The organism is Actinobacillus equuli (genome assembly GCF_900636745.1).
Classification (GTDB): Bacteria; Pseudomonadota; Gammaproteobacteria; order Enterobacterales; family Pasteurellaceae; genus Actinobacillus; species Actinobacillus equuli.
The window spans coordinates 1,291,177-1,307,349 of record NZ_LR134310.1 but is presented as its reverse complement, the minus strand read 5'-3'; the positions used below and the strand labels follow the sequence as shown (position 1 = coordinate 1,307,349).

13 protein-coding genes are annotated in these 16,173 nt (G+C 42.4%); 11 read left to right on the top strand and 2 right to left on the bottom strand.

Going from position 1 to position 16,173, the window contains the following annotated elements; genetic code table 11:
* Positions 1-98: 98 nt before the first annotated feature.
* Positions 99-3,995 (bottom strand): phosphoribosylformylglycinamidine synthase, encoded by a 3,897-nt coding sequence (gene purL, locus EL121_RS06150; protein ID WP_039198426.1) that lies wholly within the window; start codon positions 3,993-3,995, stop codon positions 99-101.
* Positions 3,996-4,193: 198 nt separating this feature from the next.
* Here purL and EL121_RS06145 point away from each other — a divergent pair, with 198 nt between their 5' ends.
* The 10 genes from EL121_RS06145 to EL121_RS06100 all read left to right on the top strand — a co-directional run bounded on the left by EL121_RS06145 (position 4,194) and on the right by EL121_RS06100 (position 13,924).
* Positions 4,194-5,036 (top strand): ChaN family lipoprotein, encoded by an 843-nt coding sequence (locus tag EL121_RS06145; RefSeq protein WP_039198424.1) that lies wholly within the window; start codon positions 4,194-4,196, stop codon positions 5,034-5,036.
* 34 nt (positions 5,037-5,070) lie between these two features.
* The gene (locus EL121_RS06140) at positions 5,071-7,311 is read left to right on the top strand and encodes a TonB-dependent receptor domain-containing protein (RefSeq protein ID WP_081978381.1); all 2,241 of its coding nucleotides are present in this window, start codon (positions 5,071-5,073) and stop codon (positions 7,309-7,311) included.
* Between the two features lie 24 nt (positions 7,312-7,335).
* Complete coding sequence (locus tag EL121_RS06135; RefSeq protein ID WP_039198423.1) at positions 7,336-8,169, top strand: heme/hemin ABC transporter substrate-binding protein; 834 nt, start codon at positions 7,336-7,338, stop codon at positions 8,167-8,169.
* Positions 8,162-9,148, top strand: coding sequence for a FecCD family ABC transporter permease (locus EL121_RS06130; protein ID WP_039198422.1), 987 nt, complete (start codon positions 8,162-8,164; stop codon positions 9,146-9,148). Before EL121_RS06135 ends, EL121_RS06130 begins: the two co-directional genes overlap by 8 nt.
* Complete coding sequence (locus tag EL121_RS06125) at positions 9,145-9,951, top strand: heme ABC transporter ATP-binding protein (RefSeq protein ID WP_039198420.1); 807 nt, start codon at positions 9,145-9,147, stop codon at positions 9,949-9,951. Before EL121_RS06130 ends, EL121_RS06125 begins: the two co-directional genes overlap by 4 nt.
* A 200-nt stretch (positions 9,952-10,151) precedes the next feature.
* Entirely contained in the window at positions 10,152-10,793 is a 642-nt protein-coding gene (locus EL121_RS06120) for a YagU family protein (RefSeq protein WP_039198418.1), read from the top strand.
* 162 nt (positions 10,794-10,955) lie between these two features.
* Positions 10,956-11,615, top strand: a complete 660-nt coding sequence (locus tag EL121_RS06115; RefSeq protein WP_039198417.1) for an amino acid ABC transporter permease — start codon at positions 10,956-10,958, stop codon at positions 11,613-11,615.
* Positions 11,605-12,273, top strand: a complete 669-nt coding sequence (locus tag EL121_RS06110) for an amino acid ABC transporter permease (RefSeq protein ID WP_039198414.1) — start codon at positions 11,605-11,607, stop codon at positions 12,271-12,273. Before EL121_RS06115 ends, EL121_RS06110 begins: the two co-directional genes overlap by 11 nt.
* Positions 12,274-13,005, top strand: a complete 732-nt coding sequence (locus EL121_RS06105) for an amino acid ABC transporter ATP-binding protein (RefSeq protein ID WP_039198412.1) — start codon at positions 12,274-12,276, stop codon at positions 13,003-13,005.
* Positions 13,006-13,090: 85 nt separating this feature from the next.
* The gene (locus tag EL121_RS06100; RefSeq protein WP_039198411.1) at positions 13,091-13,924 is read left to right on the top strand and encodes a cysteine ABC transporter substrate-binding protein; all 834 of its coding nucleotides are present in this window, start codon (positions 13,091-13,093) and stop codon (positions 13,922-13,924) included.
* A 67-nt stretch (positions 13,925-13,991) separates the two neighbouring features.
* On the opposite strand, the gene EL121_RS06095 is transcribed toward EL121_RS06100, so the two are convergent.
* Positions 13,992-14,954 (bottom strand): hypothetical protein, encoded by a 963-nt coding sequence (locus EL121_RS06095; protein ID WP_039198409.1) that lies wholly within the window; start codon positions 14,952-14,954, stop codon positions 13,992-13,994.
* A gap of 227 nt (positions 14,955-15,181) precedes the next feature.
* Here EL121_RS06095 and EL121_RS06090 point away from each other — a divergent pair, with 227 nt between their 5' ends.
* Positions 15,182-16,156 (top strand): putative oxygenase MesX, encoded by a 975-nt coding sequence (locus EL121_RS06090; protein WP_039198407.1) that lies wholly within the window; start codon positions 15,182-15,184, stop codon positions 16,154-16,156.
* Positions 16,157-16,173 lie beyond the last annotated feature (17 nt).

Here is a 16,173-nt window from a genome sequence, read left to right as displayed (position 1 = left end):
ATAATAAAAATAAAATTATCTAAAAATAGATCAAAATATAAAAGTAAAAAAGACAACCACCTTTTAGTAGTTGCCTTTTCTCATCAATTTACACTTAATTATTTAAGTGCCACCCTCGCATTTCTAAACAATCTCATCCACGCCCCATCTTCTGTCCAATCATCAGGACACCAAGAGTTAGATACTGCGCGGTAAACACGTTCTGGGTGTGGCATCATGATGGCTACACGTCCGTCTGTGTTTGAAATTGCGGTGATGCCGTTTACCGAGCCGTTCGGGTTAGCCGGGTAAACTTCGGTCGGTTGTAAGTTGTTGTCGATATATTGTGCGATCACAAGTTTTTGTGCGGTTAAACCGGCAAGTTGTTGTGCCGATTTGAACTCCACTTGACCTTCACCGTGTGAAACGGCAATCGGCATATGTGAACCCGCCATACCTTGGAACCAGTGGCTGTTGGTTTCGTTGATTTTCACTAAACCGACACGTGCTTCAAAGCGTTCCGATTTGTTACGTACGAAACGTGGCCAGTTTTCTGTACCCGGGATAATTTCCGCTAGGTTTGAAACCATTTGGCAACCGTTACACACACCTAATGCAAGCGTGTTCGGGTTCGCAAAGAATTGGCTGAACTGTTCACGCAACATTGGGTTGAATAAAATCGATTTCGCCCAACCACCGCCGGCACCGAGTACATCACCGTAAGAAAAGCCGCCACACGCAACTAACGCATTGAAATCTTTAAGATTTCTTCTACCCGCCATTAAGTCTGACATATGTACGTCAATCGCATTAAAGCCGGCACGGTCGAATGCTGCCGCCATTTCGTAATGGCTGTTTACACCCTGTTCACGCAAGATAGCAATAGTCGGCTTCACGCCTTTATTGATAAACGGTGCGGTAATATCTTCGTTAACATCATAGGTTAAGAAAGTCGATAAGCCTTTGTTATTCGGGTCTTTTTTAGTTTCAAACTCTTGGTCGGCACATTCCGGATTATCACGTAAACGTTGCATTTGATGGGTCAATTCCGCCCAAATTCCACGTAATTCCGAACGTTTTTCGTTAAGAAGTTTGAGGCTGCCACGGCTAATCACAAAACGATCGTCTTCGTGTACCGTACCTAAATCTTTGGTTAAGCCCAGTAAATTATGTGCATTTAATACTTCACGCACACGAGCTAAATCCGCATCTTTTACTTGAATAACCGCACCAAGCTCTTCGTTGAATAATACCGCTAAATCGTCATCGCCTAACGCTGAAATATCAATTTCTACGCCGCAGTTGCCGGCAAACGCCATTTCCGCAAGCGTGGTAATTAAACCACCGTCCGAACGGTCGTGATAAGCAAGTAATTTGTCTTCCGCCACTAAAGTTTGCATTGCATTAAAGAAGTTTTTGAGGCTTTCTACATTGACTACATCCGCCGGTTTGTCGCCGAGTTGTTTGTAAACTTGCGCTAATGCGGTTGCGCCTAAACGGTTTTTGCCTTCACCTAAGTCAATTAATAATAGGCTTGATAGGCCTTTATCGGTACGTAGCTGTGGTGTAACGGTTTTACGTACGTCTTCCACACGAGCGAATGCCGAAATCACTAATGAAAGCGGTGCAGTTACCGATTTTTGCTCACCATTTTCTTCCCATGTAGTGCGCATTGACATTGAGTCTTTCCCCACCGGAATTGTAATGCCTAACGCCGGGCAAAGCTCTTCACCGACTGCTTTTACCGCTTCATAAAGACCGGCATCTTCACCTTCGTGACCTGCCGCCGACATCCAGTTTGCCGAAAGTTTAATGCGTTTTAATTCACCGATATTAGTCGCTGCGATATTGGTGATCGATTCTGCCACCGCAAGGCGTGCAGACGCACCGAAATCTAATAAAGCAACCGGCGCACGTTCGCCCATCGACATTGCTTCACCGTGGTAGCTGTCTAAACTTGCCGTGGTTACCGCGCAGTCCGCTACCGGAATTTGCCACGGACCAACCATCTGATCACGTGCCACCATACCGGTTACCGAACGGTCACCGATAGTGATTAAGAAGGTTTTTTCTGCGACAACCGGTAAACGTAACACACGATGTAGCGCTTCTTTTAATTGGATTTGTTGGCTATCAAGCGGTTGATTTTCAACAGTTTTTGACGAAACGTCACGGTGCATTTTCGGCGTTTTGCCGAGTAACACATTCATCGGTAAATCAATCGGGTTATTGTCGAAATGATCGTCTTTAAGGGTTAAATGTTTCTCTTCGGTCGCTTCACCGATCACTGCAAACGGCGCACGTTCACGCTCACATAATTCGGTAAATAACGCTAATTTTTCCGGCGCAACCGCTAATACATAACGTTCTTGCGATTCATTACACCAAATCTCAAGCGGTGACATACCTTTTTCGTCACATAAAATTTTACGTAAATCGAATTTACCGCCACGATCGCCGTCGTGAACTAATTCCGGCATTGCGTTTGATAAACCGCCTGCACCTACATCGTGGATAAATAAAATCGGGTTGTCTTCACCTAACTGCCAGCAACGATCGATCACTTCTTGGCAACGGCGTTCCATTTCCGGGTTTTCACGTTGTACCGAAGCAAAGTCCAAATCTTCTTTTGATTTACCGGAAGCCATAGACGAAGCCGCACCACCACCTAAGCCGATGTTCATTGCCGGACCGCCAAGCACGATTAATTTCGCACCGACCGGAATTTCGCCTTTTTGTACGTGTTCGGCACGGATATTACCGATACCGCCTGCGAGCATAATCGGTTTGTGGTAACCACGTACTTCTTCACCGGCAAAGCTGTTTACTTTTTCTTCATAGGTACGGAAATAACCTAATAACGCCGGACGACCGAATTCATTGTTAAATGCCGCGCCGCCCAATGGACCTTCGATCATAATATCGAGTGCTGAAGCGATACGATTCGGTTTTGAAAGTGGGTTTTCCCACGGCTGTTCAAAGTTTGGAATCACAAGGTTAGACACCGAGAAACCGGTTAAACCTGCTTTTGGTTTTGCACCGCGACCGGTTGCACCTTCATCACGAATTTCACCGCCTGAACCGGTCGCTGCACCCGGGAATGGTGAAATTGCAGTCGGGTGGTTATGGGTTTCTACTTTCATTAAGATATGCGCATCTTCTTGGTGCGCACGGTATTGACCGTCTTGATCCGGGAACCAACGACCAACTTTTGAGCCTTCCATTACCGCCGCATTATCTTTATAAGCTGAAAGCACGTAGTCCGGCGTTTTCTCGAAGGTGTTTTTAATCATTTTGAATAATGATTTTTCTTGTTTTTGACCGTCAATCGTCCAATCCGCATTAAAGATTTTGTGGCGGCAGTGTTCCGAGTTCGCCTGTGCGAACATATAAAGTTCGATGTCGTTCGGGTTACGATTTAAAGCAGTGAAATTTTCGACTAAATAATCAATTTCATCATCCGCTAACGCTAAACCTAAGTTCACGTTCGCTTCTTCTAACGCTTTACGACCACCGTTTAAAATATCTACGGTGGTAAACGGTTTAGGCTCTTGTTGAGCAAATAAATTTGCCGCTTGCGCTTCGTTATCTAACACCGTTTCTAACATACGGTCGTGTAATAAACCTTTTAAGGTTTCGATTTGCGCTGCTGTCGGCTCTGCGCTGAATTCAAAATAGTAAGCTAAACCGCGTTCGATACGATTTACCGCTTGTAAGCCGCAGTTGTGCGCAATATCGGTCGCTTTTGAAGACCATGAAGAGATGGTACCGATACGAGGGGTCACAATTAAACAAAAACCGACCGGTTCGTGTTCGGTGAGTGTCGGACCGTAATGTAAAAGTTCTTTAATTTCAGCGGTTTGTGCTGCGCTAAGTTCAGCATTTAAATCGACAAAATGCACATATTCCGCATAGACCGATTTTACCGGTAACGCATTTTGTTGGAACTTGGTTTGGAATTGGTTAAGACGAAATTCAGAGAGGGCAGGAGAGCCACGAAAGGTTTGTACAGTCATTGTTGATTCCGTATTTGAGAAATAAAAAAATTCTCTGCCATTATAGCGGATAACGCAAACGTTTGCATTGCAAAATTTTACTCAAATAACACGAAAATCGGATTTTATTTCCATAGAAATTTTATAAGCGTTCTCTTGAAATTTTTTAGATTAAAAATATAATGCAAATCATTTTTATTATTATAAAAATGATTTTATATGCTAAAGAAATTTTCATTATTGCTCATTTTGAGCATTTTTTTATTTGGTTGCGCTCATAAACCACTTTCAGAACAACAATTACATTCACTTGGCAACATCGTTGATTTGAAGACTCAACAACCGATCCGCTTATCTGAGTTATTGCAAAAACTTCCCGCCTATTCTTATGTGTTAATCGGCGAAGAACATAACCAGCCCGTGCATCACCAAATCGAAACTTATCTGGTGCAAAAATTAGCGCAAAAACGACCGCTTGCCGCAGTGATATTAGAAATGCTGTCGGTCGATCAACAAGCAAAAATCAATCAATTGCAACAACAGCAAACAACATTGTTAGCCGAAGAAGTTCCGGCACAAATCGGCTGGAAGCACTGGGATTGGCATCAATATCAAGACTTAATCATTAGCCGTTTGTCTTCAACGATACCGTTAATTGCCGCTAATTTAACTGAAACTGAAGTAAAGACCTTATATGCGGGAGCGCAGCCGTTACGAGGCTCAATTTCTGTTACACCACAAGTACGAATGCAATTGGCGCAACTGATTCAAGCGCATCACTCGTTACCACCGAACATCTTAGAAAAAGCGGTTACCGTACAGCAATTTCGTGACCGCCGTATGGCGGAAATGTTGGTAAAAAATACGCAAAATTCGACCGCTTATGCCCTCTTGGTGGCGGGTAATAATCACGTGCGTAAAGACCTAGCCGTACCGCTCCATTTACAAGACTTTGATCACAAAAATAAAGCAAAAACCATTTCAATAATGCTTAAAAGCCAACGTTCGGAAGCTGAAGCCGTCACGCTACAGCAAGCCGATTACGTTTGGTTTACCGAGTAACTTTTACAACAACCATAATAACTAAGGAGAATGAATGAAATTAAATCGTTTAAATCAACTATTGCTCGGTAGTTTAGCCGGTATCTCAAGCCTACCGAGTATGGCGACGGAACAAAATCTGGCACTCGATCCGGTTTACGTATTAGAAAAAAGCCAAACTAATGCGAATTTCGAATCATACGGTAAAGCCGGTGCGGCAAGCAGCCGAGGTGTCGGCGAAAATGCTATGCAGAATCTGGATAGCGTAGTACGTTCGATTGCCGGAGCTTATACACAAATCGATCCCGGTCAAGGTGCGGTAAGCGTGAATATTCGCAATATGACCGGGTTAGGGCGAGTAAATATGATGGTAGACGGCGTACCACAAACGCAACTCGGTACATCAGCAAACGGCGGCGGAAAATTCCATGAGGGAAACGGGCCGATGAGTCAATTCGGTGCATTAATCGACCAAAACTTTTTGACACGTGTTGACGTTGCGAAAGGGCATTCAGACGGTGCGGCCGGTGTAAACGCATTAATGGGTAGTGCCAATTTTAAAACCCTTGATGCGGAAGACATTTTATTAGAAAACCGTAAAGTCGGTGCATTAACCAAACTGAATATCGGCTCGAACGGTTTAGGGCGCAACGGTATGATCGCCGTTGCCGCCAAAGACAATGTGTTACAAGCCGGTAGTCTCAGCGGTTTATTTGCATTGAGTAAACATAAACTTTCTCAAAGCTATAGCCGTGGTGACGGTTCTCGTTCAGAAGAGGCAAGCTACCTTAGCGGATTAGAACAACAACCACGTTCTTATTTAGCGAAAATTGCCTTTAAGCCGCAACAGAACAGTGAATTAAAGGTTTCTCGCCGTGCTTATCATAACAACATAGCCGGACGAGAAATCGACAGTTACACCAATGCGCTCGAAGCGAAATACGATGCGCATCCGTGGCTGAATTTACACCTACTCGCATCGGATGCAAAAACAACTCAAGTTTACAACCAAGGCGCAACCTTATGGACATTAGATGATGCGGCAACCTTAAACCGAGCAAGAACATTCGATATTCACAATAACGCGAAATTTGATTTTGGGCATAGCAAATTGGATTTAGCGCTAGGTTTTAACCTATTCAATAACAAATATGTGCGTGACTTGCCGATAAATGAAAACGGTAACAACAGCGGTGCGGTCGCCAATGCGGCTTTTGCTCCGCAAGGCAAGCAGCGAATCAAATCGTTCTACTGGAATAGTGTTCTTGAGGCGGGCATTTTTACCCTCAAAGCCGGCGCAAGCCATTCACACTATCGTTTAAGCGGAGATAAACCGGCATGCGATATTGATGATGCGATCTATTGCGTCCCCTCTTGGCATTTACATGTGAAGCGAAAATACAGCTCTGCCGATCCTTCGGTAAATTTATCGGCAAAAGTGACCGCTTGGCTTGAACCATTTATCGAATATGCTGAAACGACCCGCGCACCGAATGTTCAAGAAATATTCAACACCAGTCGTAATGGCTTAAGCGTTAATCCGTTTCTTCGCCCGGAAAGTGCGAAAACCGCCCAAGTCGGCTTTAACATTACCCAAGACAAACTGTTAAGCGAGAACGATATGTTAGGGCTAAAAGTAGTCTATTTTAACTCACATATTAAAGACTATATCTTTAAAGAATCGTTTTACGGTTGCGGTAATCATTTATGTAATGACTTGAACTTATCGGATGATGATTTGCAAGCTCAACTTTATGTGAATGCGCCAAACAAAGTAAAAAGCAAAGGCTGGGAAGTGGAACTCAACTATGATGCAGAGCAATTCTTTACCAATTTCTCCTACACTCGTAGCGCAACCACGCAGCCAACTTCTGTCGGTGCCATTATTCTCGGCGGGTTTGGTACGGAATCTTATACGGTGCAACCGAAAGATCATGCAACCTTAGAACTCGGCACTCGATTACTGGAGAAAAAACTGACGCTCGCCACCACTTTCAAATATACCGGTAAAGCGAATCGAGTTCATATCGAAGGTGTTGATTCGGACGGCAAAATGTTAATTGAAAGACTGCCGAAAATTCCGGTGATCATTGATTTTTACGCGAACTATAAGATCAACCGACACGTGACGTTAAAAGCCGGTGTACAAAACTTGATGAACAAAAACTATCTGGATGCGCTTAATTCATATAACTCTTCAACTCAAGAAGATTACGACTATGACACCGGGCTATATAAATTCAGTAATACCGCACGTGGTAGAACCTATACCGCCGGTGCGGAAATTCGTTTCTAAGTGCGGAACAAGCAGGAGAACAATATGAAACTGGTAAAATTTTTGGCTTTTTTAACCGCTTGTATCGGACTGAATCCGGCGCTGGCACAAGAACGTATCGTTAGCATTGGCGGCGATGTCACTGAAATTATCTACGCATTGGGGGCTGAACAGGCGCTTGTCGGACGAGACAGTACTAGTATCGCACCGCTTGCCGCACAACAATTACCGGATGTCGGTTATATGCGTCAATTAAATGTGGAAGGGATCTTGGCACTAAAACCGACTAAAGTGATCAGTTCCGATGTGGCCCAGCCTTCCGTCGTCTTTGAACAACTAAAAAGTGCTGGGGTGACGGTCGAACGCGTCCCTTTCGAATATACACCGGAAAGCGTGATACAAAAAATCCAACGAGTTGGAAAATTAGTTAACAAGCCGCAACAAGCGGTTAAATTAGCCGAAAAGTTTGCAAATGAGCTGAAAGCGATTTCCACTTCGCCTTTAGATGTCCGTATTTTATTTATCCTAAATCATGCGGGTTCAAATTATATGGCGGCAGGCAAAAATACGGTGGCGGATAGTATTATTCGCTTAATTGGTGCCACGAATGCTATGCAGAATAGCATTCGTTTTTCGCCGATTTCACAAGAAGGTGTCATCGCCGCACGTCCGGATTTATTGGTACTAACAAAAATGAGCTTAGAGAGTTTAGGTTCGATCGATAAAGTATGGTCATTACCCGGTATGGCGCTAACGCCTGCGGCTAAAAAGAAAAATGTTATCGTACTAGATGATTTAGCCGTTCTTGGTTTCACGCTAACGACACCGACCGAATTGTTAAAAATGCGCCAAGCCGCCGAACAGGTGCGACATGACTAAAACAATTTGGTTATTCGGATGCATCTTTATGCTCTTATTAAGTAGCATAATCGCCGCAAATCTCGGCGCACTCTCGATTACGTGGCATGATTTGTGGCAATTAACTTTTGACGATAGCCAGTGGCAAATTTGGTTAAACATTCGCTTACCTCGCATTTTACTTGCGATCTTAGTCGGTGCCGGGCTAGCGATTGCCGGTACTTTATTTCAAGGTTTGTTTCACAACCCGATGGCTGATCCGGCATTAATCGGCGTGAATAGCGGCGCTTCTTTAGCAGTCGCACTGTTTATCTTGCTGCCGAATATTCTGCCGGAACAATGGCTATTGTACGGCACAATGTTGGTCGCCTTTAGCGGCAGTATGTTAGTTGCTACGTTGATTTATTGGTTAGGTTATCAAGGGCAAGCTTCGGTTAATAAATTATTGCTAGCGGGGATTGCGGTTAATGCACTCTGTTTTTCTTTAGTCGGTATTTTGACTTATGTGAGCAATGACCAACAATTACGCCAATTCAGTTTATGGACAATGGGCAGCCTTGGACAAGCGCAATGGCAACCGCTCATAGTTGCAAGTTGTGTGATGATTCCGACTGCTTGTTTTGCATTAAGCTTAGCCCGATCATTAAACTTACTGCAGTTAGGCGAGGAAGAAGCACATTATTTAGGCGTGAATGTCGTACGTTTAAAAAAAGCGTTGGTCTTAAGCGGTGCATTATTAGTCGGTTGTGCCGTAGCGGTCAGCGGTGCTATCGGCTTTATCGGTTTAGTGATTCCGCATTTGGTACGCTTTAAATTCGGTGCGGATCATCGTTGGGTTATCCCCGCTTCCGCCGTATGTGGTGCAATCCTATTGTTATGGGCGGATACCTTAGCACGTACTATGGTTGCACCGGCGGAAATTCCGGTAGGAATGCTGACCAGCTTTCTTGGCGCACCTTACTTTTTATGGCTCGTGATTAAATATAAGGAAAATCGATGATTTGCAAAAAAAATGTCAAATTTGACCGCTTATCTGAGGTATTAAACGCCAAAAATCTGAGTTATCAAATTGCTGAGCGCACGATTTTGCAGTCGATAAATCTTTCGCTTAAAGCCGGTGAAATCAGTGTGTTAATCGGCGCCAACGGCGCGGGCAAATCGACCCTGTTGCGATTGCTTGCCGGTTATCTGCCGCCAACCACAGGCGACATTCGGCTCAATCAGCAAAATTTAGCCGATTTTCGACCGCTTGCATTAGCCAACCAACGAGCGGTAATGCAGCAACATAGCCAAATAAACTTTCCGTTTTTGGCGGAAGAAGTGATCCGAATGGGCGGCTATCAGCGCCATATTCACGATAAGGATATAGAACAGGTGGTCGTGGCAACCGAATGCCATGCCTTACTTAAACAACAATATCGTTATTTATCCGGTGGCGAACAGCAACGAATCCAACTGGCGAGAGCATTATTACAGCTATGGCAACCTGATATGCAAGGTAAAATATTGTTTTTAGACGAGCCGACCTCCGCTTTCGATTTACATCACCAACAACACTGTTTGCGTTTATTACGCAAGCTCTGTGACGAACGAGGGTTAAGTGTTTGCGCCATTTTGCACGATCTTAACCTCGCTTCGCTTTACGGTGATCAACTTATGCTATTAGCCGAAGGTACCATTCAAGTACAAGGCAGCCCGCAAGCAGTTATAAGCCAAACCAATGTTGCAAAATGGTATCGTTCGGAAGTAGAGGTCGTTGCCCATTGTGTACATAAGATCCCGCAAGTCATGCTATTACGTTAAAAAATTGTAACAACCAAGTAACATTAAAATTACACATAAACGGAATTTTTTTAAATCTTAAAAAAATTCCGTTTAAGCGGTTTCTTTCACAGTAAATTAGATTGCAATTTATATTAATTAGGCGGAAAATGATATGTAATTTCTGAAATGCTATTTCAGAAATCAATTTCATCTTAATTTTCATTTATAGGATTATTAGTATGGGTCTTTTTGAACAAACTAACCCTAATCGTCGTCGTTACGGTTTAGCAGTATTTATCGGTATTATCGCCGGCATTATTTCAGCATTCGTAAAATGGGGTGCAGAACATCCGTTCCCACCACGTAGCCCGATCGATTTATTCCAAGCAGCGTGTCCACAACCTGTTTTAGATGCGTTAAATTCAGGTTCATTAGCGATGGAAGGTGCATTAGCACAATGTTCACGTGCGGTTTTAAACCCACCGGCAGTTTTCTTACGTGATTACATTGGTATCGACCCTTATAACACCGTTGCATTTACTTTTGCGGATCACCCGTTTAACTCAATCGGTGTAACACATATGATTTTCTCATTAGTGTTTGCTATCGGTTACTGCTTAGTAGCGGAAGTGTTCCCGAAAATCAAATTCTGGCAAGGTATCGGTGCAGGTATCATCGCAAATATCTGTGTACACTACATCACATTCCCGGCATTAGGTTTAACACCACCTGTTGCAGAATGGCCTTTATACGAACACATTTCTGAATTAGTCGGTCATATCTTCTGGTTCTGGACAATTGAGGTAATTCGTCGTGATTTACGTAACCGTATTACCAAAGAGCCGGATGCGGAAATTCCTTTAGAACAACCGCACCGCTAATCAAACTTCTCATTTCAGTAATAAAGCCACCCAATTGGGTGGCTTTTTCATAACAAAAAGCTATAAAGAATAGCTTCTGAGCCTTTCCATTTCCGCTGAATTCGATCCAAAATCCTTATCAGTTTTTTAAGCATTTTGTCTTAACCTCACCTACTATTTACTATGAATTGGTCTTACGTTGTTCATGCGATCCCACGCTTTATTGATGCGGCAATCATTACCCTCCAACTGTCGTTTTGGGGAATTTTGTTGTCGTTGATCTTCGGCTTATTGATCGCCATTGTTACCGCTTATCAAGTTAAACCGTTTAATCGGTTAGCTCGCAGTTATATCGAATTATCCCGTAATACTCCTCTGCTCATTCAACTCTTCTTTCTTTATTACGGCTTACCGAAAATCGGCATTAAATGGGACGGTTTTACCTGCGGTATTATTGCATTAGTTTTTCTTGGAGCAAGCTATATGGCGGAAGCGTTACGTGCCGGTTTACTTGCAGTACCAAAAGGGCAAACCGAGGCGGCAAAAGCGATTGGGTTAAACCGTTTTCAAGTATTTCGCTATGTCATTTTTCCGCAAGCATGGGCGGTATCCATCCCAGCTATCGGTGCCAACGTCCTGTTTTTAATTAAAGAAACTTCCGTGATCAGTGCGGTTGCTGTGGCGGAATTAATGTTTATCACCAAAGATATTATCGGTATGGACTACAAAACCAACGAAGCCTTGTTCTTATTATTCGCCAGCTACTTAGTAATTTTATTGCCGATTTCACTACTAGCTCGCCACTTTGAAAATAAAGTACGGAGTGCCAAATATGGGGTTTGATTGGTTATTTGAAGGGCAAAATGCCGCTAGACTCGCACAAGGCTTATGGCTAACCGCCCAGATTTCATTTATTTCGGTCGGTTTATCCTTGGTATTCGGCACACTATTCGGCTTATTAATGCGAGCAAATAATATTTTAGTGCGTGCTGTTTGTCGCTTTTATTTAGAAACTATTCGGATTGTGCCGATTTTGGTGTGGTTATTTGCGCTCTACTTTGGGCTATCCACTTGGTTTAATCTGCATATCAGCGGTTTCTGGGTGTGTATTTGGGTATTTACCTTGTGGGGTATCGCCGAAATGGGCGACTTAGTACGAGGTGCATTAGCTTCGATTGAAAAACATCAAATCGAATCTGCGCGAGCGTTAGGTTTAAATCGTTGGCAGATTTTCCAATATATTGAATTACCGCAAGGTACTCGCCGTGTATTACCGGGGGCAATTAATCTGTTTACCCGTATGGTAAAAACCAGTTCGCTTGCCGCATTAATCGGTGTGATCGAAATGGTTAAAGTTGGACAGCAAATCATTGAAAATGCGTTATTGACGAACCCAAGCGCCTCTTTTTTTGTCTATGGATTAATCTTTATTTTATATTTTCTGATTTGTTATCCGTTGTCACTACTTGCAACACGCTTAGAACACAAATGGGAGAGCTAAATGGCGTTACTTTCTATCCGTAATTTACATAAAAAATATGGCGAAACGGTCGCAATTCCCAATTTAGATTTGGACTTAGCCAAAGGTGAAGTGGTGGTGATTTTAGGTCCGTCCGGCTGTGGCAAAAGTACCTTACTACGTTGCGTAAACGGCTTAGAGGAAAAACAAGGCGGCAGCATTGTGATGCAAGATGTCGGTGAATTCGGCAAAGATTTAAGCTGGGAAGCCTCTCGCCAAAAAGTCGGTATGGTGTTCCAAAGTTACGAATTATTCGCTCATTTAAATGTGATCGAGAATATTTTATTAGGCCCGCTCAAAGCGCAAAAACGCTCACGCCAAGAAGTGGAGGCGCAAGCGGATAAATTACTCGCCCGTGTTGGTTTATTAGATCGAAAAAACGCCTTCCCTCGAGAATTATCCGGCGGACAAAAGCAACGTATTGCGATTGTACGTGCCTTATGTATGAATCCGGAAGTGATTTTACTTGATGAAATTACCGCCGCGCTCGACCCGGAAATGGTGCGAGAAGTGCTTGATGTCGTACTGGAACTGGCGGAAGAAGGTATGTCGATGTTAATCGTCACCCACGAAATGGGCTTTGCCGAAAAAGTGGCGGATCGGATTATCTTTATGGATAAAGGTGTAATTATCGAACAAGCGCCACCGCATCAATTCTTTAGTCAACCGCAAACCGAACGAGCCAAACAGTTCTTAACCGGTATGGATTATTAATTTGCAATATGCAAGCGGTCAATTTCGCTAAAATTTTACAAAATACGGCTTTTAGCCGAGCAATGATTTTAAACAGGAGTATTTTATGAAACTGAACACAACATTAAAAACATTACTGGCAACCGCAATTGCCGCTTTTGCCTTAACGGCATGTGACAATGGGAATAGCGCACAATCTTCTTCTCAAGATAGTATTGCGCAAATTAAACAAAACGGCGTAATTCGTATCGGTGTATTCGGCGATAAACCACCATTTGGTTATGTCGATGCAAACGGTAAAATCCAAGGCTTCGATATCGAAATTGCCAAAGAAATTGCCAATGATTTACTCGGCAGTCCGGATAAGGTGGAATTTGTCTTAACCGAAGCGGCAAACCGTGTTGAATATTTAAAATCGAATAAAGTTGATCTGATTTTAGCTAACTTTACCAAAACGCCGGAACGTGCCGAAGTGGTTGATTTTGCTGCTCCTTATATGAATGTGGCGTTAGGTGTCGTTTCACCGAAAGAGGCGTTAATTACCGATCTGAAACAGTTAGAAGGCAAAACCTTATTAGTCAATAAAGGTACGACTGCCGATGCCTATTTCACTAAAAATCACCCTGAAATCAATCTGTTAAAGTTCGACCAAAACACAGAAACCTTTGATGCGCTTAAAGACGGGCGTGGTGTGGCATTAGCACACGATAACGCGTTAGTCTGGGCGTGGGCGAAAGAAAACCCGACTTTTGACGTGGCAATCGGCAGTGTCGGTCCTACGGAACAAATCGCCCCAGCTGTACAAAAAGGCAACCAAGCTCTGTTAGATGCTATCAATAAAGAAATTGCCGAATTAAAAGCAAACGGCAAATTAAAAGCGGCTTATGAGAAAACCTTAGTCCCTGTTTACGGTGATAAACCTGAATTGCTTGCGCAATAATCCGTTTTCTTTACAAAAAAGACTGCATAATTATTTTTATGCAGTCTTTTTCTTGATATGGAAAAAGTTAAAAAACAACCTCTAAACGTATAAAGGTATTAATGAAGTGGTTACGGTCTTTGTCTTTATCGTTATAAAAACTGATTTCCGGTTGAATAAATACCCAATTGCGGAAAATTGGTTGGCGATAACTAATAAATGGTCCATAGGAATTAAATTTTGAGTACCCCTTATCCAAACGTCCTCCCATAAAAATACCGTAACTTAGACGTTTAAGCGGTTCAAAGTTATGCTGACGATACAAACTATTGCCCCACCTGGTTTCTTCATCCACATCATGCGTATATTGCAAGAAAGAATGATTCATAATAAAGGTGTTTTCACCATCAATATAACGATTTTCTAAATTGGTACGGAGGTAATGTTTACTATTGGTACCATAACGATAAATTTGTTCTAAGCGAGTACCGAAGTTATCGGTAATCTCCCAAGTTTTACTTAAACGTAAACGCCCGAAGATATCACCACCCGAACGTAAACCGCCGTCCAAATCACTTTCAATTCCTAAACGCTTAATCTCATTCGACCAACGTAAACCGATAGATGCGTTATCGTTACGAGCTTGGCGGCTGTCATAATTACGATCACGAGGCAGATTACGGTAATTTTGTCCAATACGGTTTTTATCACGTGCTTGGTTTTCCAAATCCTCATCACCAAATACCACGCTGACATGTTTTTTCAATACCGGTAATTTGATTTTGCCTCGCACACGCGGTTTATAGGAAAAACGATCATGCTTATTCCATTGATTGTCTAACATCACACGTAAACTTGCCGATGCCGGTTTACTTGGGTCCGTTTCACCCAACCAATCATTAATGCCGTTTGACCAATCGTGTAATTTAGTACGAATCGAACTGCGTTGTTGGTCCGCCCAAGTGTTCTCTGCATCATTGGTTTCATTCGCAAGAGCCGAAGCGGAAAGCATCGTAAGAAATGCGATACAAGTAAGTTTAAAATGTTTCATATTAGCCACCTTCATCAAGGAATTTGGTCGTATCATAATCCAAATGAGTAAGTGATTCAAAAAATACATTTTGTTTTAATTATAGCCGATTATCCACTTAACTCATGAAGCTTATAATTTATGAATATATTTCATATTTGTTAAGAAAATGTTTCATTTTAATTCATAACAAATATGAGATAGATTACCTCTATCGATTAGCAATGAAGCTTAATACAGAGGTAATAATGAGTCCATTTCACTACACTATTAAAACACTGAGATTTGATGAAGACTATGCCCCCGCTCAAAGCACACGTTTAACCACAAATTTTGCCAACCTCGCTCGAGGAGAAGATCGTAAGAAAAATTTACACAATACCTTACGTATGATTAATAACCGTTTTAATGATTTCGCTCATTGGGATAATCCGAAAAATGATCGTTATGCGGTTGAGGTTGAAATTGTGTCTGCGGATATTGTGATTGAAGGGCAAGAGGAACATTTCCCTGCGATTGAAATGCTAAAAACCTACATTGTGGATAAGCACACAAATCAACGTATTGATGGCATTGTTGGCAATAGTTTCTCATCTTATGTACGCGATTATGATTTTAGTGTCTGGTTGATCAACCATAATAAAAACCAAGAAAAATTTAGTGCGCCCGCTAATTATGGTGAGTTGCACGGTAAATTGTTCAAATTATTAGTCGATTCAAAAGCTTATCAACAAATTTCGGCTAAAGCGCCTGTATTCTGCTTAAGCGTGGCGAGTACCCGTACTTATACGCAAACTACTAACCACCACCCTATTTTAGGTACGGAATATACTCAAAATGCTTATTCATTAACAGATGATTACTTTGCGAAAATGGGAATGAAAGTTCGCTACTTTATGCCACCCAAATCGGTTGCCCCGTATGCATTTTATTTTACCGGCGATTTGTTGAACGATTACTCTAATTTAGAGTTAATCGGCTTGATCAGCACAATGGAAACCTTCCAAAAAATCTATCGTCCAGAAATTTACAATGCTAACTCGGTTGCAGGACAAGTATATCAACCAAGTTTAACTTACCAAGATTATTCATTGACCACCATTGAATATGACCGTGAAGAACGTACGCAATTAGCGATTAAACAAGGCGAATTTACCAATGAATGCTTTATCAAACCGTATCGTGAATTACTGGCTAATTGGGCAAAAACAGAAGTAATTTAATGAGTTAAAGAGAATTT